Source organism: Pectobacterium peruviense (genome assembly GCF_002847345.1).
Taxonomy (GTDB): domain Bacteria; phylum Pseudomonadota; class Gammaproteobacteria; order Enterobacterales; family Enterobacteriaceae; genus Pectobacterium; species Pectobacterium peruviense.
In genome coordinates this window covers 93007-116947 of record NZ_LXFV01000016.1, presented here as the reverse complement: position 1 = coordinate 116947, position 23941 = coordinate 93007, and the positions used below count along the sequence as shown (strand labels likewise).

General features: G+C 54.5%; 8 protein-coding genes and 1 pseudogene. 3 read left to right on the top strand and 6 right to left on the bottom strand.

Features of this window, described 5'->3' with window-relative positions; genetic code table 11:
- Positions 1–6 precede the first annotated feature (6 nt).
- Together A0G03_RS13785 and uxuA are read left to right on the top strand one after the other, a co-directional pair.
- Positions 7–741: an FCD domain-containing protein gene (locus tag A0G03_RS13785; RefSeq protein ID WP_039323579.1), complete on the top strand. Its 735-nt coding sequence runs from the start codon at positions 7–9 to the stop codon at positions 739–741.
- 267 nt (positions 742–1008) lie between these two features.
- Positions 1009–2205, top strand: a complete 1197-nt coding sequence (gene uxuA / locus A0G03_RS13780) for a mannonate dehydratase (protein ID WP_048259090.1) — start codon at positions 1009–1011, stop codon at positions 2203–2205.
- Between the two features lie 160 nt (positions 2206–2365).
- Here the strand turns inward: uxuA and pelI are convergent, their stop codons facing one another.
- On the bottom strand, positions 2366–3409 hold the full coding sequence (pelI, locus tag A0G03_RS13775) for a pectate lyase PelI (RefSeq protein WP_011092691.1): 1044 nt from the start codon (positions 3407–3409) through the stop codon (positions 2366–2368).
- 764 nt (positions 3410–4173) lie between these two features.
- Between pelI and A0G03_RS13770 the strand changes: the two genes are divergently transcribed.
- Positions 4174–5382 (top strand): glycoside hydrolase family 28 protein, encoded by a 1209-nt coding sequence (locus A0G03_RS13770; RefSeq protein WP_048259091.1) that lies wholly within the window; start codon positions 4174–4176, stop codon positions 5380–5382.
- Positions 5383–5624: 242 nt separating this feature from the next.
- On the opposite strand, the gene A0G03_RS13765 is transcribed toward A0G03_RS13770, so the two are convergent.
- From A0G03_RS13765 to A0G03_RS13750, 5 genes and pseudogenes are all read right to left on the bottom strand, one after another.
- Entirely contained in the window at positions 5625–6794 is a 1170-nt protein-coding gene (locus A0G03_RS13765) for a beta-barrel domain-containing protein (protein ID WP_048259092.1), read from the bottom strand.
- A gap of 11 nt (positions 6795–6805) precedes the next feature.
- The gene (locus A0G03_RS13760) at positions 6806–8944 is read right to left on the bottom strand and encodes a type I secretion system permease/ATPase (protein WP_048259093.1); all 2139 of its coding nucleotides are present in this window, start codon (positions 8942–8944) and stop codon (positions 6806–6808) included.
- Positions 8945–8983: 39 nt separating this feature from the next.
- The gene (locus A0G03_RS13755) at positions 8984–10396 is read right to left on the bottom strand and encodes a TolC family outer membrane protein (protein ID WP_048259094.1); all 1413 of its coding nucleotides are present in this window, start codon (positions 10394–10396) and stop codon (positions 8984–8986) included.
- Between the two features lie 296 nt (positions 10397–10692).
- Complete coding sequence (locus tag A0G03_RS22060; RefSeq protein WP_341865902.1) at positions 10693–11877, bottom strand: hypothetical protein; 1185 nt, start codon at positions 11875–11877, stop codon at positions 10693–10695.
- Between the two features lie 75 nt (positions 11878–11952).
- Positions 11953–23928, bottom strand: a pseudogene (locus tag A0G03_RS13750) (beta strand repeat-containing protein); the annotation flags it as partial.
- Between the last annotated feature and the right edge of the window lie 13 nt (positions 23929–23941).

Genomic DNA, 23941 nt, shown 5'->3' with positions numbered 1-23941 from the left:
GGCGGTATGCGTTTATATCAGCAGATTGGTGACAATCTTCGCGCGGAAATTCTGAAGGGAAACTATCAGATTGGCGATCGTTTGCCTCCCGAACGTGATATTGCTGAAACCTACAACGTCAGCCGCAGCGTGGTGCGTGAAGCTTTAATCATGCTGGAGTTGGAAAAGCTGATTGAAGTGCGCAAAGGTTCCGGTGTCTATGTCATGCAACTCCCGACGGCACAGGGAAAAGACAGCGTCGTGGACAGCGATTATGGTCCTTTCGAGTTGATGCAGGCGCGTCAGCTACTGGAAGGTGAAGTCGCTGCGTTTGCCGCAATGCAGGCGACCAAGAGTGACATTGTGAAGATGCGACAGGCCATTGAACAAGAAAGGGCATCGCTTGAGAACGGCAGCGTGGATGAAAGCGCCGATGAACAATTCCATTGCCTGCTGGCGCAGTCTACCCAAAACAGCGTCTTAGCCAATATGGTGTATGAGGTTTGGCAGGCACGTAAGCGCAGCCCAATGTGGCAGGGAATTCACTCCCATACCGATGATTTCAGCTATCAGCGCCAGTGGCTGGACGATCATGAACAGATCCTACGTGCCGTATCTCGTCGTGATGTGAACATGGCGCGGCAGGCGATGTGGCAGCATCTCGAGAATGTAAAAATTAAACTGCTGGAAATCTCGAATGTAGACGACCCCACATTCGATGGTTACCTGTTCGAGTCTGTTCCTTCACGTCTGGAATCCTAATTCTCCAGTATGTCCTTCCCGTGTGAATTTTCTCTCCGGCATCGTATCGGTGTACGGAGAGTAAAGATATCAGACCAAATCCCCTGGCTTTGACTGTTTTTTCATTCCTATAGCCTTTTTATGCATGCTGTTAGTCCAAATGACAGATTTTTTGTGTAATTGGTCAATCAATTTGTGAGTTTCGTTTGACAGCCGATTTCGGTGAGGTAGGCTTTTGCTATCTGGACAAAAACCACTATTTTTGGCAAAAAAAAAGGGTAACTCGGTATGGAACAAACTTGGCGTTGGTACGGCCCGAACGATCCTGTCTCATTGGATGATGTGCGGCAAGCCGGAGCGACCGGCGTGGTGACGGCGTTACACCACATTCCCAATGGTGAAATTTGGACCGTTGAGGAGATTGAAAAGCGCAAAGCTGAATTGAAGGCGAAAGGGCTGGTATGGTCGGTAGTAGAAAGCGTACCGGTTCATGAAGAGATAAAGACTCAGACAGGGAATTATCAGCAACATATTGCCAACTATCAGCAATCGCTGCGCAATCTGGCGCAGTGCGGCATTGATACGGTGTGCTATAACTTCATGCCAGTGCTGGACTGGACGCGAACCGATCTGGAATATACGCTGCCGGATGGCTCAAAAGCGCTGCGTTTCGATCATATTGCCTTTGCGGCTTTTGAACTGCATATTCTGCAACGCAACGGTGCCGAAAAAGATTACACGGCGGATGAGCAGGCACAGGCTGCCGACTACTACCGTGCGATGAGCGAAGAGGATATTGCGCGCCTGACGGGCAATATTATCGCGGGTCTGCCGGGGTCCGAAGAGGGCTATACGCTGGAGCAATTCCGTGGCCGTCTCGCCGAGTATGATGGTATCGATCATGCCAAACTGCGTGAGCATCTTGCGCATTTCCTCCGCGAAATTGTGCCAGTGGCTGAAGCCGCGGGTCTCCGACTGGCTATTCACCCCGATGATCCACCGCGTTCGATTCTTGGGCTACCGCGCGTGATGTCAACGATTGACGACATGCGCTGGTTAAAGCAGACGGTCGATAGCCTTCATAACGGCTTTACCTTCTGTACGGGCTCTTACGGTGTGCGGGTAGATAACGATCTGGTTAACATGCTGGAAACGTTTGCCGATCGCGTGCATTTCACCCATCTGCGTGCCACCTGTCGTGAAGAGAATCCTAACTCGTTCCACGAAGGGGCGCATTTGCAGGGGGATGTGGACATGGTGGCGATCATCAATGCCATTCTGGCGGAAGAGCTGCGTCGTCAAAAGGCGGGCGATCGTCGTCCGATCCCTATGCGTCCAGATCATGGGCATCAGATGCTGGACGATCTGAAAAAGAAAACCAATCCCGGCTACTCGGCAATTGGGCGGTTGAAAGGGCTGGCGGAACTGCGTGGTGTTGAGCTGGCGCTGAAGTGCACGCGGTTTACTGAATTGCAGCAAGGATAATGAAATGAAACAGACCGTGCTTTGTAGCACGGTCTGTTGAGGGTTGATGCGTCACAGGACCCCAGAGGGGCATTAACGTAAACTCGCCATACTTCAAGCTGCATATGTGTTGGCTGCAACTCGAATTATGTAGAGTATATATATAGTTCTACTGGCTGAATTACAGGGCTTTAACGTTTGAACGGCTGACTTTGCAGTTCTTGGTATCCCACTGCTCGTCATGTTTTGTTGGTGTGCCTTTGCCTTTTTCTACACCAGTAAACTCTTCACAGATTTTAGGTTTACCTGCTTTGTAGTTTTTAATACGCAAATCACGGATTTCAGCGACATCACCAAAGTTACGGTTTACGCCAGCGATGCTGTCGATGGTGCCGTTAACGGTTGCGCTGATGATGGTGAGGTTACGTGGGCCACCGTTGTTGGTGCAGTCACCACAAGAGCGCCACAGTTTGCCGTGTTGACCCGTCAGGGTGAAGTTGCCCTGTACGATAGTGTGACTGTTCTTGGAGTTCTGTTGCAGCACTTTGTCCGGCTTGCCGCCAGGGCCATTGGTGGTGTTATGGGCAACACCGCCGACGATGGTCATGGTTTTACCCAGGTTGGTTGCTGCATCTTCACAGACGTCTTCCCAGATCACGTTTTCAATACGGCAGTTACCTGATTTACAGTGGATACCGTCAGAGCCGCCTTTTTCAGAGATACGCAGGTTCTTGATGGTGGCATTTTCCAGCGTGATAACAGGAGGCTGATCGTCACCGTCGCCTTTACAACTCAGACCCAGAGTAATACCGCCGCAGTCGACGGTTTTATCTTTGATAACCGCCCCAGCTTTACATTCTGGACTAGCTGCTTTCAGCGGCGCTGCACGTAATGGCGCTGGCGCTGTTGATGCTGCATTAGATTTCAGGACGCTATTATTGCCGCTAACCGTATCCACCCAATACCAATATTCCGACTTCGGATTAGCGGTTAAATCCGCAAAGGTTCTGTCGGTGGAATTGAGTTCTGCGATTTTTTCGCTGCCAGATTGATTATTACTGGTGCTGCGATACACATCCTGGCGAACTACATTGCCTGCATCGGTAGACCAACTTAAATAGGTAGCATTATCTTTTTTCAGCAGCATTAACATTGTGTCATCAGCTTGAGCCTGAAAAGAAAAAGCAGCAGTACATAAAAATATCGGTGTTAAATACTTAAACATGTGTTTTTCCTTGTAAATTAAACGGATATTTTTTCTCTTTATTTAGGGAATAAAGAGGGAGTCCTAGCGCATCGAGGGAGATTATATAGTAGAGAATATGAAATGAATAATAATTCGGCGGAATTGTTGAGATTAATCAGGTTATTTAATTTAGTCTGTTATTATTTTATATTTAATTTTATTTGTTGTTTATTATATTTTATTTAATTATTTTTTGATCAATTAATAAATATTCGGAAGGTTCTTATTAAAAAATAAGAAAAATGAATATCTCTGAAGAGAGAAAAATCTTACCACTCGCCGACAGATGCACGTGACGGGATTCGTTTTGTTTCCACGTTCTGTTGATACTTCATTTAATTTTCTGGTGATAATTTAATCACGCGTAAACCGTATGTCTTTTCCAAGAAACACATACCCTAAATAATTCGAGTTTCTGGCAGGCGGCAAGAGAATGACAAATTCGTCTGGAACGAATTTGACCAGCCAACGGCTGGCCTTCGGCGAGAGACAGGATGTCTCTCATTTAATCCCGATGAGCTTACATAAGTAAGTGATTCGGGTGAGTGAACGCACATGCAACTTGAAGTATGACGGGTATAGGCAAGGTTTTATGTAAATGGACTTTTATTAATCTACATGTGTATGTCCGACAATTTTTAGTTTCTATAAAAGCGTTTTATTTTTCTTATTAAGCCAGAAGGAAGCGTAATTCCTTTTTTAGTGACAACAAAATTGCGGATATCTATAAAGTAAGGTTTGACATGGAATATCAATCAGGCAAACGCGTTTTATCATTATCACTGGGCCTTATCGGCCTGTTCAGTGCTTCGGCATGGGCCTCTGATTCGCGAACGGTGAGTGAACCGAAAGTACCGACTTCTTGTACGGTACTTAAAGCAGATAGCAGCACGGCCACCAGTGCCATTCAAAAAGCACTGAATAATTGCGGGCAGGGAAAAGCGGTAAGATTGAGCGCGGGAAGTTCTTCCGTCTTTCTCAGCGGTCCGCTCTCCCTACCTTCAGGCGCCAGCTTATTAATCGACAAAGGGGTGACCCTGCGAGCTATAAATAACGCCAAGTCTTTTGAGAACGCGCCTTCATCCTGTGGTGTAGTTGATAAAAACGGTAAAGGCTGTGACGCTTTTATTACCGCCGTGAGTACCACGAATAGCGGAATCTATGGGCCGGGCACCATTGATGGGCAAGGGGGCGTGAAGCTTCAAGATAAAAAGGTGAGCTGGTGGGAGCTGGCCGCCGATGCCAAAGTGAAAAAGTTAAAACAGAATACCCCTCGGCTGATTCAGATTAATAAGAGCAAGAATTTTACGCTGTATAACGTCTCTCTCATTAACTCTCCGAACTTCCACGTCGTGTTCAGCGATGGTGATGGTTTCACCGCGTGGAAAACCACGATTAAAACGCCATCCACCGCCAGAAATACCGACGGTATTGATCCGATGTCGTCAAAAAATATCACTATTGCCTACAGTAATATTTCAACGGGTGACGATAACGTCGCGATCAAAGCGTATAAAGGCCGGGCAGAAACACGCAATATCTCCATCCTCCATAATGACTTTGGTACCGGACATGGCATGTCGATCGGTAGCGAAACCATGGGCGTTTATAATGTCACGGTCGATGATTTGAAGATGAACGGCACCACCAATGGCTTACGCATTAAAAGCGATAAATCGGCCGCTGGCGTGGTCAACGGTGTTCGGTATAGCAATGTCGTGATGAAGAACGTGGCGAAACCGATCGTGATTGATACGGTGTATGAGAAAAAAGAAGGGAGTAATGTCCCGGACTGGAGCGATATCACGTTTAAGGATGTGACATCTGAAACCAAGGGCGTCGTGGTACTGAACGGTGAGAATGCTAAAAAGCCGATAGAAGTGACGATGAAGAATGTCAAACTGACCAGCGACAGCACATGGCAAATCAAGAACGTCAACGTTAAGAAGTAGTTCCATTATTCGTTGTTTTGTCATGACAGCGTTCAGACCGTTGACAAACCTATTTACGGAACGAGAACGGGGGTAATGGGATAGAAGAGTAAAGCGTCCGCGCCAGGGATGGCGCGGCTCGAGCTTACAGGGAGGTACTTGCAGCGTCTTTACGATCTACCCATTATCACCGCTCGACTCACTTTGTCAGCAATCGCAGCACCGTTATTTATAAAATGACAGCGTGCATTGAGTGTGCTGACTTAACGCTCCCGCAGCGCTTCATTGACCTTGTTCAGAGGCTTAATCAGATAATCCAGCACGCTTTTCTGGCCCGTTCTTATCTCTACGCTGGCGACCATGCCGGGCACGATAGGGAATTTCTCACCCACCTTGTTAGTCAGTTCCGCCTGCATCGTTCGCACATAGACGCGATAATAAAACTGATCGCGCCTAACTTCGTCCTGAAGGGTATCGGGCGACACGCTTTCGACTTCCCCCGTTAAATTGCCGTAGATGGAAGAATCATAGGCGGTGATTTTTACCGTGGCAGGCAAACCCGGTCGTATATAGGCAATATCGCGTGGATTGATGCGCGTTTCGATCAGCAACTGATCTTCCAGCGGTACGATCTCCATCAGTTTACCGCCCGGTTGCAGAACCCCGCCAACGGTGGTGACCTGAATGTCTTTCACAATCCCACGCACCGGGGACGTGATGGTGGCGCGCTTGAGCTGGTCGGCTTTTCCGCTGACCACTTCCATCTGTGCCTCCAGATCGGCGTTGTTTTTGACCTGTTCTTCCCGCGCCCGCACGGCGTATTGGTTGCGTGCTTCATCGATTTTCCCGCGTATTTCAGTAGTTTGTCGGCGTAATCGAATCACCTCAACGGCGCTGGCGGCACCGCGCTGCACCAGCGGCTCCGTCATCCGCAGCTCCTGCTCCACCAACTGCATCGACTGTTGCAGGTTGGCGACCGTTTCATCGCGATTGCGCAAACGCGATTCATAAAGCTGACGTTCCCGCGCGGCCAGCGCAGGCTCCTTCATGGTTTCTGCGCTGAATTTTAACGGTGCGCCGCTGAGTTCGGCGTGCAGACGTTCAGCCGACGCCCGCAGCGTCTGTACGCGCGAGAACGCTTCGCCGTAGACAGACTGAAAGCGGTTGATGTCCAACTGTGCCAACACCTGCCCTTTCTCGACGACGTTACCCTGCTGCACATAGAGCTGGCCGATGATCCCGCCATCCAGACTTTCAATCACTTGCGCGCGGGTCGACGGGGTGACCTTACCGCTCCCGACGGACACTTCATCCAGCACGGCGAATTTGGCCCAGACAAAAAACACGACCAGCCCCAGCAGGCTGAGCCAGATAATGACGGAGACGCGTCGACCCTGGCGTTTCAGGTCATCATGGATCGTGATGCTACTCATTGTGTTTCCCCTTACGCCACGCTTTGTGCGCTATCTGCCGGTTTACTGACGGCCTTCAAAATCTGGTCACGCGGGCCATCTGCCACGATGCGTCCGCTATCCATAACGATCACGCGGTCAACCAACCTGAGCAGGGCCGGGCGGTGCGTCACCAGAACCAGCGTACGGCCCGTGAGCCAACTGCTTAACTGGTGAATAACGTGGCCTTCCAACTGCTCGTCCATCGACGCGGTGGGTTCATCGAGCAGCACAATCTGAGGATTACGTAACAGCATTCGGCTAAGCAGGATCATCTGTCTCTGCCCGCCGGATAAACCGCGTCCGCCCTCATGAATAATACGATCCAGACTGGCGGCGTCCTGTTGGATCAAGCTGAGTGCGCCGCTAATACGCAGTGCCTGTAGCAGCTCCTGTTCGGTGGCATGCGGATTACCGAGCATCAGGTTCTGCCGCAGGCTGCCGAAGAACAGGCGGGAGTCCTGTGACAGGAAACCCAACTGGCGGCGGACATCGGCCGGGTCGATCTGGCTGATGTCGACACCATCAATGATCACCTTGCCGCGTGTCGCGGTTGCCTGATTGGCGAGCAGCTTGAGCAGGGTAGATTTACCTGCGCCGACCTTACCCAGCAGCGCCACTTTTTCCCCTGGCTTGATGTCCAGCTTCACGATTTGTAAAGCCGTATCGCCCTGCTCGGGATCGTAGCTGTATTGGACATTGTGGAGCTGGAAGTGGCCCTGAAGGATCGGGCAGTGCGCTATTTTTCCCTCTTCCGGCCGATCCAGCGGTTTTTGCAGCAGATCGTCCAGTCCGGTCATGGCGGTTTTGGCGTGCTGCCAGCGCGAAAAAACCATTGTGAGCTGCATGAGCGGGGCGATAGTGCGAGAAGAAAGCAGGCTACAGGCCACGAGCGTACCGGTAGTGATATCGCCCGCCAGCACCAGATAGCTACCGAACACCAGCATGCCAGCATAGGTTAACTGCTGGACGGTTGATGCCCAGCCGCTGAGTCGAGCCCCCCAGACGCGTTGCTTCATCCCGATGGAGGCACTGACTTCGTGCGTCTGCTCCCACTGGCGCTGGAAGTAGGGTTCCGCCTGCAAGGCTTTGATATCTTCGATCCCTTCAATGGACTCGACCAGCACTGCATTGCGCAACGCACTTTCGCGCATCCCTTCCTTGGCGAGCTTTGCCATCGGCCATTGCAGCATCAGGCCGGGGATCACAATCAGCGGGATTGCCAGCATGGGAATAAACACCAACGGGCCGCCGATCATCGCCATGATGCCGAGAAACAGAAAGACAAACGGCATATCGGCGGCGGCACCGACGGTCGTTGAGGTCAGCAGTTCACGCACCTGATCGATTTCCCGCAGTTGCGAAATAAACGAGCCGGTGGACTTCGGGCGGGCTTCATTTTTTATCGCCAGTGCGCGGGCGAACAGCATCCCTGACACGTTCAGATCGATGCTTTTGCCCATCAAATCGGAGACGACGGTGCGCGACAACCGGATAGCGTATTCGAGTGCAGCGGCCAGCAGCACGCCGAAAAACAGCACCCACAGCGTCGGGATCGACTGCGCCGGAATCACGCGGTCATACACCTGCATGGAGAACAGGATCCCTGCCAGTGCGAGAACGTTACCCACGATAGACGCCAGAGAGATTTCACCGATCTGCCGTTTTGCGCCGCGAAAATGTTGCCAGAACCAGTGCTTGCGATACGGTTTGACGAAATCATCGATGCGGGAGTCTCGACCACGCTCGGCGATGCCGACCAGTACGATAATGCCCTGACTGTGTTTGATGAGCTCTGTCAGTTCCGCTTCTCGCTGAAGGTCGCCGCCATCATCCAGCCAGTAGGTGGCGATCCCCTCGTCATTCACTGATTCGATGACGATGACGCCACCGTCATCGGTTTCTGCCAGCACGGGGAGAATTTTGTTGCGCCAGCGGATCTTCTCCACGTGTCGCAGGCTGATGGTTAGCCCCATCAGGTGGCTGATCTGTTCTAACTGGCGGGCGATGGGAAGCTGTTCATACCAGCTCATCTGCTGGCGTACCGACTGGGCATCGACCACTTGCCCGTAGTGGGCGGCGGCGCGCGCCATCGCGGCAATCCAGATCTCAGTGTTGGTGACTTGTGTCATTTACATTCCTGCATGTTCTTATCCGGCAGGCAAGCCGGCTTACAGCGACGGGAGCGTCTCGCCACTGGCTTGATAACGTTCAATACCCAGCATATCCAGCAGATTATCGACGGCCGCGGCATAGTTCACCGCCGCCTCCCAGCCGTCGTATAACGCGCCGATGCGCGAGGTTTCGGCCTGCAACACGTCTTGTTCGACACTGAGCAGGTCGTTCAGGCTGCGTTTGCTGAGCTTGTATTCATCCTGATAAACGTTACGCGTATAGGTCGCGCTGGTGATTTGCTGCTGACTGGCTTTTTCACGCTGCTGTGCACCGATGAGGTCGGCATAGGCCGTTGCCGCTTTCTGGTTCATATCCAGCTTCGCTGCTTCGACCTCAGCCTGCGCGGCTTCGCGCGTGCCTGACGCGGCATCAACGCGTGCGCTGACGGCACCGCCCTGATACAGCGGGGCTTCCACAACCAGCTGTAGCTGGTCGTCCCAGTAATTACGCCGATCGGTTTCATAGCGGGTACGCCCCGCCTGTACGGCAACGGTAGGCCAGTGCTGGGCTTCCGCCTGACGAATGCGGTGTCGCGAGGCCTCCTGCTTGGACTGCGCGCTCAGCACCGCATTACTCTGCTGATAGGGAAGCGCCTTGAGCGTAATCTTTTGCTGCAGCAGCACGCGGGGCAGGTCGGGCAGGGCGGCAGGGAGAACACCGGTCAATACGCTGAGCTGTGCCAGCGAGGAGCGCTCCAGCGCACGGTATTGCTCCAGCGTCGCCTTCATGCCCGCGATGCGGGTTTCCGCCTGCAGGATGTCGGATTGCGTGCTGAGACCGGCTTCGGAGCGGAGCGTCGCGGTATCTTTTACCAGACTGAGTGAAGTGATATTGCGCTCTGCCGCCTGACTCAGTTCCTGATAGCGTTTGATTTTCAGGTAGGTGAGTAGGGTTTGCTGGCCGACTGTGGTCATGATGCCATAGAGCTGGTAGCGGTAGGCATCTGACAGGCTGTGCTGTTCATCAATGCTGCCGCCTGTCTTGCCGAAATCGTACAGGAGCTGTTTCAGCGTGATGCCCGCGGTGGAGTTGTTGCTCATCGTGCCGCCGGTATCACTTTGATCTGACCGGCCGACGTTACCGCTCAGGCCGATTTGCGGAAACCAGGCGCTTTGCGCCACGCGCAGATCGGCGTCGCCGACGCGAATTTGTGCTGAGGCCTGGGCGATTTGCGGATTGCGTGCGAACGCGCGGAGAATGGCCTGCTTGAGATCCAGACTCTCGACCTGTTGTTCTGTTGGTGCGGCGGACCAGTCAAACGCGACGGCCTGAGCGAGCGACGGCGGACTATAGAAGAAGGGAAGGCTGGTGCAGGCCAGCCCAAGCGCCAGCACATAACGTGGTGTATTAGTCAGAAAAGTACGATTGCGCGGAAAAAACATGCCCCTGATAAAAAATGGTGTGTGCATCAATTGCCCCTGTTTTCATTACTCTTTGTTTTAGTTCCTTTACACATATTTATGCCGCTACCGAGGCAGTTTCTACTGTTTCTTGGGCATATCTCTATGCCGCTACGCGGTGCCATCGGTGTTCATGAGTACGTTTCGAGCCGCCAGTGCCGCGTTTGACTTTCACGGCATCCATGCCGCTCACTCGGTACTCATGCCCACCGATGCATGATTTTTACGCCGGATAGCAGTAAAACCTCACCATAAACTTATAAGAGACAGTCTCCTCGTCAGAGGCTGTGGGGTTAAACCCACGGTTACACCATATTGACGAGCAGCCCTTGCTGCACCAGTACATCTCCCAGACTGTTGGCGCTATCCAACGATGAATGGTGGTAGACATCAAAGTGCTGACCGTCAATATCGCGCTGTTCTACCGTGCTCCAGGCTCCGTCACCTGGGATCAGGTTCACCTTGCTGCCTTCTCCTCCGAGGATCAGAAGATCATCTTCTGGCCGGTCGGTGACGTTCAGGGCGCGGTCGAGATCCAGCGTGATGCTGTTGGTACCGTTTTGGCCTAAATCGAAGATCTCCACGTTGTCGATTTTCAGCCCCAACGCGGTGAGATCCAGATTGAGTTCGATGCCATCCAGAACCAGCGTATCAATGCCGTCGCCCCCATCGATCTGGGTAAAGTCGAGGGTTGAGAGCGTAATAAGATCATCCCCTTCGCCGCCTTCGACATCCGTACCTGTTTGCACACTGCCGTCGGCCAGACTGATGACGACGCCGCCGATGGCATACACGCTGTCATCCACTTCGGTGCTGGCGCTATTGTCGATGGTGGTTGTATCGCTGAGTGTAGCTGCCGCTAGTTTCGAGCTGACATGCAGAGTTTGCACATCGGTGCTTTCCCCGCTATCGGTCTGTTCAATGGACAGCGAGGCCACCTGAGCAAGACTGTGATCGTCGACATCCAGCGCCATCATGCTCATGAGTGGCAACCCAAGGGTGACACCGGATGTGAGTCCGGCGGACACCCCAGTAAAGTTACCCGCCTGATCGGTGACGGAAGCTTCAACCGCCGTGCCCAGCAGCGCGGTAAGAATCGCGGCCACGTTGAAAATGTTGATGCCCAACAACGAGCTAGTGAACTGTGCGCTCCATTTGCCGTCAGCACCGACAGTGCCCTGTAGCGTTTGACCAAGCAGCGTGACGTTAACTTTTGCACCCTGCTGCACGTAGCGTGATGTCCCGCTGACGGTGACGCCGTTCGCCAACAGACCAACGGTATTCCCGATCAGCGACCCCACCGCGTCAATGCCCAACTGCGGTAGCTGGTGAGTTTTGACGATGACGTTGGCGCTCGTATTGTTGGTATTACCATAGCGATCGGTGACTTTGACGCCGACGGATAAATTACCATCAGTAATGTTGAGCAGATTGGCGCTCGGTACGCTGATGCTCCAGGTGCCGTTGCTGGCGACGGCAGCGCTGACCACGAGTCCACCCACGGTCAGCGTGACATTACCGCCAGCCGCATTGGTCGTGGTTCCGCTGATGATCTGGTTCACGCCAGCTTCAGCCAGATTCAGGTAACCGTCTCCGCCAAACAGGGAACCGAGGTTGATGGTTGGCAACGCGTGAACGCCCACGCCGACCGAGGCACCCGCGCTGGTCGTTTTTCCTGCTGAGTTGGTCAACGACGCGCTGAGAGAGAGCGTTCCGTCCGTCAAACTATTGAGATCGAGTGATGGCAGGCTGACGGACCAGGTCCCGTTGTTTTGCACCACGGCAGAATACGTCTTGGTACCCAGCGAGATCTGGATAGTGGAACCTATCGCATTGGTACTGGTGCCGCTGATGAGCTGACCCGCAGCCGCTTCGACCGCATTCAGCAAACCATCACCGCCAAAGAGCGGGTTGATGGTCAGCGTTGGCTGTGCATTAATCGCCACGCTCAGAGAGCCGGTTCTTTCGCCCACGTTACCCGCAGCATCCACCAGGCGGACGCCGATGTTATTGACACCATCGGTGAGGGCTTTCAGATCGAGGTTAGGAACCGGCAGGCTCCAACTGCCGTTTGCACCGACCGTTGTGGTGTAGGTTTTGCTTCCCAATGTGACATTGAGGGCGGTACCCGCTGCCACATTGGTCGTTGTCCCGCTGATAGTTTGTGCGCTCAGCAGGCTGGTGAGATCCAGTACGCCATTGTTGAACAGCGTATTAAGCGTGATGGTTGGCGGCAGTATGGCAATATTAAGGCCAGTGCTGATGCCATTGCTGTTGCCTGCCGGATCGGTCACTGTCGCGCTGACGGTGAGGTTGCCGTTGGTCAGACCGGACAATTGCAGCGGCGTTACGCTGGTGCTCCAGGTGCCATCGCTGCCGACGGTGGCGTTCAATGTCAGGGTACCGATGCGTATCACCACCGACGATCCTGCTATCGCGTTGGTGGTAGTGCCGCTGATCGTCTGCGTCAGCGCCGCCTCTGCGACATTGAGGAAACCATCACCGCCAAACAGCGAACCAAGACTAATTATCGGCAAGTTTTTGGCAATAATGTTGATGGCGCTATTGACTGTGCCAATGTTGCCGGAGGTATTGGTGACGGACACGCCAAGCGTCGCGCTGCCATCTGCCAGTGCGCTAAGATCGGACGGTTGCAGCGTCAGGCTGAATACGCCACCCGCCCCGACGGTAGACAGGAACGTTTTGCTGCCAAGGGTAACGGTAACTTGCGATCCCACACCTGCATTGGTAACCACGCCACCGATTGTTTGTGCCACCACGGCTTCTGCGGCATTGAGGAAGCCATCGCCGCCAAACACCGGGTTCAGCGTAATCACAGGCTGTGTGAAATCGAACTTGATACCTGCACTACCGTTGGCGCTATTGCCCACGGTATCTGTTGCAGTTGCAGCCACGGTGAAATCACCGTTGCCCAACCCTTGCAGAATACCCAATACGCTAGGGGTGACTGCGACACTCCATTTGCCATCTGCCCCGACGACGGCTGTCGCTATTTGTGAGCCTGAGACGCTGAGCGTAATGGTTCTGCCAACCAGACCCGTGGCGGTGCCGCTGAGGGATTGGTTGACCAGCAGATCGGCCAGATTGAGCACGCTATCACCAAAGGCTGGGTTGAGCGTAATGCTCGGCAGATTCCTGATGATGGTTGGAACGTTGACGATCTGGCTGGCGGTATTGCCTGCGTGATCGGTGACCGCGACGCCCAGCGCCAGCGTGCCATCTTGTAAGGCCTGCAAGTCGAGGGCAGGGACGGATAAGCTCCAGGTCCCACCGGCACCGACGGTAATTCCAGTGTAAACCTTGGTGCCCAACGTCACGGCGACCGTTGCGCCAGCGGCGATATTCACATTGCTGACCACGCCGCTGATAATCTGGCTGGTCGCGACATCAGCCGCATTCAGCGCGCCGTCCGTGAAGGCCACAACGGAGTTAATGACCGGCAGCGATTTCAACACGTCAATGTTGACCAGTTGATTCTTCACGTTGCCGTGTGAATCGATGATGTCGACGTTAACCGCCAGCAGACCATTGCTCAGGCTTGTGAACAGGTTCGGGGGAAGGGCGATGCTCCAGGCTCCGTTGGCCCCGACGGTGCCTTCCACCATTGAGCCTAACACGGTGACCTGTACTTTCGCGCCCAGATAGTTGCCGGTTGCGTTACCGCTGATGACCTGTGTGACCAGTGATTCGGCCAGATTGAGGATACCGTCGTTACCGAAGATATCATTAATGCCTGCGCCGAGCGTTTGGTTCAGGGCGACGTCCAGTGTGGCATCAAGGTGTGCCGTGTTGCCGGCGGTATCCGTCAGCGTGACGCCGATGACCTGTACCCCGTCTGTCAGGCTTTGCAGATCGGCGGACAGCACTGGGATACTCCAGTTGCCGTCAGGGCCGACAGTGGTGGTGCCGGTTAACGGCCCTGCGGTGAGCGTCACGGTGGCACCTATTTCGCCCGTCCCGGTAATCGCTCCGCCTGCCAGCGCCTCTGCCAGCGTCAGAATGTTGTCATCAAACAGCGTGACGCCGAGCAGCGGGATGGCGGTATCGACGGTAACAGCCTGCGTATCGGTGGTGGTATTGCCCGCTTTATCGGTGAGGGTCGCCGTGATGGTGTGGCTGCCATCCGCGAGCAACGCCAGATCGGCGGCCGGCACATTGACACTCCAGGTTCCTGTCACGGAAACCTGCGCGCTGTAGGTTTTCCCATTCAGGCTAATCGAGACAATTTGCCCGGCATCTGCGACTGAGGCGGTACCCGTAATCGCCTGCTCTGTCGTGGTTTCCGTTGCATTGAGCACATTGTTTGATGCAAAGGAAGCGATGTTTAATTCTGGGGCAATGGTGTCCACGATAACGGATGTTGTCAGGGTAGCGTCATTTGATGTGGCCGTTACGCTAATAGACCCCTGACCAGCAAAGGCTGGCAGAGCTGAAATAGTTGTGCTCCAGTTACCGTTGATGTCGGTGACAATGAAAGGAGGGGTCTGAAGTGCCACTCCGTTAATCGAAACTTGTATGAGTGACATCGCTGACGAAGGACCGATAGAGCGCCCAGAGATCGTGATGTTGCCGCCTATCTCTGCGGCGTTGATGATGTTGTCGGTCGAAATTGGGTCAATGGTCATCACCGTCGGCGGTGGCGTCAGGTTGACGTTAAAGTTAACGCTGGCCGGTGTCGTTGGGTTTCCGGCTCGGTCTTCCGCGCTGACGGAAAGGGCGTGCTGTGTATTGGACAGCGCAATGAGCGCCGAAGACGGGATGTTAACGCTCCAGATCCCGCCGGTGAGCACTTTCGTCGTATAGTCATTGCCATTCAGCCTGACGGTGACATTTTGCCCGACTTCCAAACCGGTTGATGTCCCGCTGACCGCCTGCGTGGTGCGGCTTTCGACATAATCAAGGCCATTCAGACCCGCAAAGGCGGTAATAGAGACCGTCGGGGCGGCTTGTACGGCAAGGATTGCCTGAGAATTCAACGTACTACTGTTACCCAGACTGTCCGTTGCCGTAATGCTGATATTGTGGGTGCCGTCAGCAAGCAGGGAAAGCTGAGCTGGCGTTAGCGTTGCGGTCCATATTCCCCCGCTAAGCTGTACGACAAGCGGCTGCCCTCCAAATGTGACGTTCACACTCACTGCGTCACCGGCGTTGCCGCTTAATGTCCTGCCCGCCAACGTTGCGGCTTCGACAATATTCAGATAACCATCGTCAAACGGCGTATTCAGCGTAATGGCCGGTGGGGTGAGATCGCTGGTAAAGGAAATCGGTGCGGAGCCCACGTTGCCAGCGGCATCGACGGCTGTCACCGTGATGGTATGCTGGCCGTCGACCAGTGAGTTCAAGGCATTAGGCGGCAGTGTAACCGACCAGTTGCCCGCGTTGTCTACCGTCGCGGTGTAGCGGATGCCGTTGAGGTCGATCTCCAGTTTTACACCTTGCCCGTTGCCGCCAATCTGCGTGCGACCCGAGAAGGTCAGTGCAGATGCGGCTTCGGCGCTGCTCAGGATGCCATCTATGCCAAACGGCACCACGTCGATAAGGGGGGCTGGCAGCGTCTGCGCTGAACTCACATCGAGCGAAGTGCTGGTGTTGGTATTGCCCACCCAGTCGGTGACCTTGACGCTAATGCTGTAGTTGCCTTCGGTAAAGATCGCCAAATCGGCAGGGCTCAGATCTCTGGACCAGCCGCCTAACCCGTCTGCGGTGGCGGTAAAGGTGGTTTCTGCCAGCGTGGTTTTATTGGTCACCGTCACGATGACTTCCTGACCCGCGCTGGTAATACCGGTTTTACCGGTTAATGTCTGGATGGCCTGAATTTCAGTGGCGTTCAGGATGCCGTCGCCAAACGGTAGATCCAATGTGGCCGCAGGCAGGGTGGTGGTCAGCACGCTTGCTGTGGCTGTTGTGGTGCTGGTGTTGCCCGCCGCGTCAGTCACGATGACGGTGAAATTCACCGTGCCATCCGGCAGGTCAATCAGCGTCTGGCGATCCAGCGATAATGACCAACTGCCATTGGCATTCACCGTGGCGGGAAGGCTTGTGCCGTTAATGCTGACCGACACGGTTTGCCCCACGTTGCTGGTTAGCCCTGTTTGTCCGGATAGTATCGCGCCCGGCTGCGCATCAGCCAGACTCAGTTTGCCATCACCGAACGGAGTATCCAGCGACGCAACGGGAACACCGACAATGACGCTGGTGAAGGTTCCGCTGCCTGAGCCAGTATTGCCGGCATGGTCCGTGGCGGTCACGCTGATGGCGTGTGTCCCATCACCCAATGCAGCGAGATCGGCGGCGGGCAGCGTCACACTCCACTGGCCGTTTGCCGCTACGGTCGCGTTGTAGGTGGTGGTGATCGTACCGTTGGTTACCGAAATCGACACGCTCTGGCCTGGATCGATGAACCCCGTTGTCCCCGTCAGCAGCTGATCGACCGTGCTTTCTGCCTGATTGAGCACGCCATCAACAAACGGGGTAGCGATACTGACCGCGAAATTGGTGTTGATGACGACATCCAATGCGCCGCTCGCACTGCCGGTATTGCCTGCACTGTCTGTTACCGTCACGCTGACCTGCATGTTGCCATCTGCCAGAATGCTAAGCGCATTGGCCGGAATGGTGGCGCTCCACAGGCCGCCCGCGAGCGTCACGCCCGTCGTGGTGTAAGTTCCTATCGTGACCTGAATGGTTGTCCCAACGGGCAGATTGGTGTAACTGCCGCCAATCGTCGTTGCTGTCGCCAGTTCTGCGACAGTCAGAACATTGTTGTCATAGAGCGAATCCAGCGTCAGCGTCGGGAGCGACTGCGTTTTCAACGTAATATCAATGCTGGTCGCGCTGGCATTGCCTGCACCATCCGTCACGCTGGCTGCTAGCGTTTTCACGCCATCACCCAACGCCAACAGATCGGCCGCTGCAATGGCGATCTGCCAGATACAGTTACTGTCAGCAACGGTACTATAGACAGCCACACCGACTTTGATAGTGACCTGGAGACCCGCTTCGGCCTTGCCGCTCAGCGGTAATCCGGCTAGCGCGTCTGCCAGACCGATATCGCTGGTATCGGCCAGCATGTCGATGGACAGCAGCGGTGGGATGGTATCGACCGTAAACGGATGGGTCGCCGTGGCAGGATTCTGCGCGATGTCATTCACCGCCGCGGTGACGTCTTGGTTACCCTGTGGCAGATTTTGAACATCGCTGGCGGGAACCGTGGTGCTCCAACTGCCGTCAGCGCCAACGGTAGCCATGTAGGTTTTGTTATTCAACATCACCGTCACACGCTGTCCCGTCTGAACATTCGTCGTTGAGCCCGAGATGAGCAAGTCAGATTGGCTATTCTGCGCGCTGATGATGTCATCGCCTGACAGCGTCGCAATGGTGATGCTCGGCAGGTTGGCGGCATCGGTGATGACGGTAATCGCGTGGGTAGCTGAACCGGGGTTGCCGCTTACGTCGGTCACGCTGGCACTCACGGTTTGCTTACCATCAGGCAAATTGCCGACATCCGTGGCTGGAACCTGAACACTCCAACTGCCATCTGCACCCACGGTGGCAAAGCAGGTCTGATTGTTGAGGACAAGGGTGACCTGCTGGCCCTGCTCTACATTCTGGCTGCTGCCGGAGAGTGTCAATGGCAGTCCCGACTCTGCCAGATTGAGATAATCATCGTTAGACAGTGTGGCTATTGTCAGAGTCGGTGCTTTAGCTGGGTCGGTATCCAGCGTAATTGTATGGCTGACCGTGCCGGTATTGCCTGCGGCATCGGTCAAGGTGGCGGTGATGGCCGTGATGCCGTTTGGCATGTTTTGCAAGTCGCCAGCAGGCACGGTGACGCTCCAGGTGCCATCGGCTTGTGCCAGCCCTTGATAGATCTGCCCATTGATGATGACGTTGACAATGATGGGGCGACCGCTGTCGTTGATGGGAGACGTACCACTGATTTGCAGCGGCAGCAGGCTTTCTGCGATGTTGATGATATCGTCGATGCCAATCGGGTTGATGGTCAGCACCGGTGGGGTCAAATCAACAGATGCGCCTCCTTGAACGGTGGAGGTATTACCTGCCGCATCGCTGACGGTAACGGAAATATTGAGTAGGCCGTCTGCCAGCCCAGTCAGAGCGGACGATGGCAGTTGAAGGATCCAGTTGCCGCTGCTGTCAACCGTACCGGAATAGACCGTGGTGCCAACCGTGACACTGACGGTTTGCCCGGATCCATGAAGGCCTGTGCTACCAGAGAGCGTTTGCCCAGACAGTGCGTCATTGGCATTCAGGTAACCGTTGCTGAATGGCATATTCAACGACGCTACCGGTGGGTTATTGATGCTGACGCCTAACTGCTGCGTACTCGATAGGGCATTGCCAGCCTGATCGACGGCGGTCACATGAACTGCGATGACGCCATCACCCAGCAGTTGCAGATCGCCGGATTGAACCATGGCGCTCCAGGTACCGTCTGGCTGCACCTGTACGGTGTAGGTTTTCCCGTTGAGTATGATGTTGACATTCGTTCCCGGTGCTACGTTGACGGCACTACCGTTAATCGTAATACCGTTTGCCGCCTCCAGCGCATTCAGCTGGTTATCCCCGGTTATTGGCGCAATAGACAGACCACTTGCATTCGTATTGACCGTGACGGTACTGCTGGATGTCGCGGTATTGCCGGAGACATCACTCACGCTAACGGTAATGGTCTGGCTGCCATTAACCAGCAGCGCCATATCGGTATCCGAGATTGTGGTGCTCCAGCTCCCGTTTGACAGAACCACGGCAGTATAGGGTTTGCCATTGAAGACAATCGTCACCGTCTGGCCTTGCTCAACATTCCTACTGGTGCCGCTGAGTACCTGACTGACTCGTGCTTCCGCACCGTCAATAATGTTGTTACTGGCGAAAGTACCCACCATGATGACCGGTGCGTTTAACGGGCTGGCATCGACACCAATGGTCTGCGTGGTGGTGGTGGTATTGCCTGCGGCATCGGTCAGACGAGTCACGATGCTGTAACTGCCATCGGACAAGCTGCTCAGATCGGCTGATGGAATGCTGATGCTCCAGGTGCCATCACTACCGACGGTGCCGCTGTAGGTTTTGCCATTCAGCGTCGCGGTGACGGTTTGTCCAGCGCTTGACGGCGAGGCGGTACCCGTGAGCAACTGATTACTCAGCACCTCGGTGCTGTTCAGTACGTTGTCGGTAGCAAAGTTGGCCGCTGTCAACGTAGGCGGCGTACGAGCCACGGTAACATTGCTGGTTAGGGTATTGCTGTTTCCGGCTGCGTCGCTGACGCTAACCTGCAATGTTGTTGCACCATTTGGCAGATTTTGCAGGCCATTCACAGGCAGAGAAATCATCCAGTTGCCTGCCGTATCAACGATCCCTGTGTAAGTCACACCGCCTAGTGTAGCGGTGACGATTTGCCCTGGTGAGGCGATACCGGTTGTGCCGCTGAGCGTCTGGATAACGCCAGCCTCTGCGGCATTGAGGATGCCGTCGCTGAACGGCGTGTTCAGCGTCAGTATTGGGTTACTGTGGGTAAACACGTCAATGGTACGGCTGCCGCTTAATACATTCCCCGTACTGTCTACCGTGGTGACTGTTAACGTTGACGAACCGTCGGCCAGCGTGCTGACATCTGCCGCAGACACGGTGATGCTCCAGGAACCGTTCGGCTGTATAACCCCACCGTAGCTTTTCCCGTTTAACATGATTGTGACGGCGGTGCCCGTAGCCACGTTCTGGCTGCTGCCGTTGATGGTCAGATCTTGCGCGGCTTCGGTTTGATTCAGTTTGTCATCGCCTGCGACGGTATCGATGGCGATACCGCTCAGGGCGGTATTCACGGTAATCGTCTGGCTGAGTGTTGCCGGATTACCGCTGACGTCGTTGACGCCGATCGTGACGGTATGTGTGCCTTGTGCCAGATGAAGGAGATCGACAGAGGGTACGCTGACGCGCCATTGGCCGTTGCTGTCAACGGTTGTGGTGTAGGTATTGTCGCCGAGTGTAACGGTAACGCGCTGCCCAGCTTCGACATTCAGGCTGCTGCCGCTGATGATTTGTGAAACGTTGATTTCACCACCGTCGATGATGTTATTGAGCGCGATAGCATTGACGGTGAGAAGAGGCTGGTTCGCAGGGCTAGCATCCAGCGTTAATGACCCCGTGCTGGTGGTGCTGTTACCCGATGCCCCGGTCAATGTCGCCGTAACCGTGTAATTGCCGTCAGCTAACGCCTGGAGATCGGCTGCAGGGATAGTGGTACTCCAGCTCCCATCAGCCTGAATTTGTGCCTGATAATTTTTATTGTTGACGGTGACAATGACGGTGCGTCCGGCATCCATTTGTAGCGCATGACCGGAGATCAGCTGATCGTTCAAACTTTCGGCCGCATTGATGATACCGTCGCTGGTCAGCGGTTTCAGCGTCAGAATAGGGCGAGCCATGTCGACGGTAACATCGCGAGTGCTCTGTATGCTGTTGCCTGCGGTATCGGTCGCTTCTACACGGATGGTTTGCACGCCGGTTAACAGGGATTGTAGGTCTGAGGCGGGAAGTGCTGCGATCCAGTTACCCTGATTATCCACGGTTGCTGTATAGGTTTTGCCGTTAAGCGTGACAATGACGCTTTGGCCCCCTCCGCTGATGCCAGTTTTCCCTGTCAGGTTCTGCCCGCTGGTCGATTCGATGATGTTAAGTATTCCGTCGCCGAAAGGCTGGTCGATCGTGGGCTGTGGTAGGTTATTAATATGGATATCAATGTTGCGGCTGGCGGTCACTGGGATATCGCCGGGGTTGGCGACGCTGGCGGTAATGGTTGCTGTGCCATCCGGTAACGCGAGCATATCGCTACTGCCGATCGTGATGCTCCAACTGCCGTTCGCGGCAATCGTGCCTGTATAGGTCTTGCCATTGAGCGTAACGGTAACGCTTTCTCCCGGGGTGACGTTGACCGTCGAACCCGAAATGGTCAGCGGCTGTGATGCTTCGAGGCGATTAATCTGGTTATCAATTGCGACAATACTGATAGAGATACTGTCACTGCTGGTGTCGATAGAAGACCATATTTCATGATTCCCGGTGTTCCCTGCCAGATCGGCAATCTGGGCAGAGATAGCTACCATTCCTTCGCTGAGTTCAGCCATATGCTCAGCCGGAATTTCTACACCCCAATTGCCACCACTCTGGATGGTAGCAAAGTAGAATTTTTTGTTAAGGAGAATGGTGGCGACCTGACCTGTTTCCACATTCGAACTGGTGCCCGTCAGCCACTGGCTGACTTTGAGATCCGCCGCGCTGATAAGGTTATTTTCATCAACAAAAGCATTAACGAAGATCGTTGGCTGGAACGCAGGGTCGGCACTCAGCGTAACGGACTTCTCGACGCTGGCGGTATTCCCGACAGCATCGGTTAGCGAAGCGGATAGCGTGTAGCTGCCATCGGTCATGCCGCGCAGGGCGGCGGTGGGTAAATTGATGCTCCAGTTGCCATTGGCCGCAACAACGCCGGTATAGAACTGCCCATCGAAAGTGATAACGACGGTGCGACCTGCTTCGCTGATTGACGCGGTGCCGTTGACGGTCTGGTTGTTTTGTGATTCGACCAGATTGATGGTGTCGTCGCCCGCAATGGTGCCGATGGTCAGGGTCGGGGCGGTGAAATCGGTATGGCTGACAAACGTATGGCCAGCCTGATTGCCCGCGGCATCCTGTGCCGTCACCAACAGCGTGTTATCACCTTCTGGCAACTGCTGGAGATCGGCCGCAGGGACGGTGACTTTCCAGTTGCCTGCCGTATCAACCGTTCCTGTATAAGACTTACCGCCGAGAGACAAGATGACACTCTGGCCCGCGCCGCTGATGCCGGTGTGGCCGGTAATCGTCTGGCTGACCAACGCCTCTGCGCCGTTCAAGGATCCATTGCCGAACGGGGTATCGATCGTCGGTTGAGGCAGAGTATGAATGTGGACGCCGAGAGTGTGAGCGTCCGTTACAGCACCGCCTCCCGCCGCATTTACGCTAGCGGTTACGGTAGCATTGCCGTCTGACAGAAGCTGGAGATCGGCACTGGGGATTTGCAATGTCCAACTGCCATCTGCTGCAACGGTGGTGGTGTAATTTTTCCCGTTCAGCGTAACGGTAACTGTCTGCCCCGCAGGAACATTGGCGGTATTACCGCTGATCGCCAGCGGTTGAAGGGATTCTGCTCGGCTTAACAGGTTGTCACTGGCGACGATGTTGATCGCGATACTGTCGCCAGACTTATCTACGTTGATATCCCGGCTTCCGCTCGCTCCGTTGCCTGCTTTGTTATTCACACTAACGCTAATACTGTGTGCACCGTCTGCCAGTAGTGCTATATCCGCCGTTGAAACATTGATGCTCCAGACACCGCCGGATTGCACGGTAGCAAGATAGGTTTTTCCATTCAGGCTAATGGTGACAACTTGCCCAGCCTCTACGTTAGCTGTCGTTCCGCTTAACTGCTGGCTGACTTTGGCTTCCGCACCATCAATAACGTTATCGTCTGCGAAGTTATTGATGGTGATGGTTGGGGCTGTGGTTGCGCCGCTATCAATGGTGAGCGGACGGGTAACCGTTGTGGTGTTGCCCGCGGCATCCGTCAGCGTAACGGTCAGACTCTGGTTACCGTCAGCGATAGCCACTAAATCTGCCGTTGGCAGTGTGACGCTCCAGTTCCCGTCGCTACCGACGGTAGCGGTGTAAGGTTTGGTATTCAGTGTAACGGTGACTGTACGACCTGCTTCGCTAAGCGATGCCGTTCCGCTGACGATCTGATCGACTGCCAGTTCTGCGCCGTTGAGGATATTGTCTTGAGCGATGGCGGAGACGGTTAGTGTGGGTGGGGTTGTATCCACGTTGATGTTTTGCGTCACCGTGGTTTCGTTGCCTGCAATATCGCGAACAACAATTTCCAATACGCTAACGTTATCCGATGGCAGGTTTTGCAGCACGTCTTTAGGGATCGTGACCGTCCAGTGCCCGTTGGCATCCACCGTTCCGGTAACATAATACCCGCCGATCGTCAGGCTGACGGTCTGGCCCCTGCCGCTAATTCCGGTTTCCCCGCTGATGACCTGATCCTGCGCTGCCTCTGCTCCGTTTAATACGCCGTCGGTGAAAGGCGGCGTCAGCGTAATGGACGGAAGGGTATTGATGTGTACATCCAGCGTGTGGTCGACGGTGACGGTTTCTCCGCTTATCCCTTGCACGCTGGCAGTAATGGTGTTGCTGCCATCCGTCAGAGCAAGCAGGTCGGCGCTAGGGATGTCCACAGACCATTTGCCGTCTGCCCCCGTTGTTGCGGTGTAGGGCTTTCCGTTCAATGTGATGGTAACCGTTTGACCCGCAGCAACGTTGGCCGTCGTGCCATCAATGGTTAGCGGCTGTCCTGCTTCCACGGCATTCAGGCGATTATCAAATGAGATGATACTGATGTTGACCGCTTCGGCGCTGGTATCCACCGTGATGGTTTGTGGTGGTAGCGTAGTGGTGTTGCCTGCTTTATCCGTT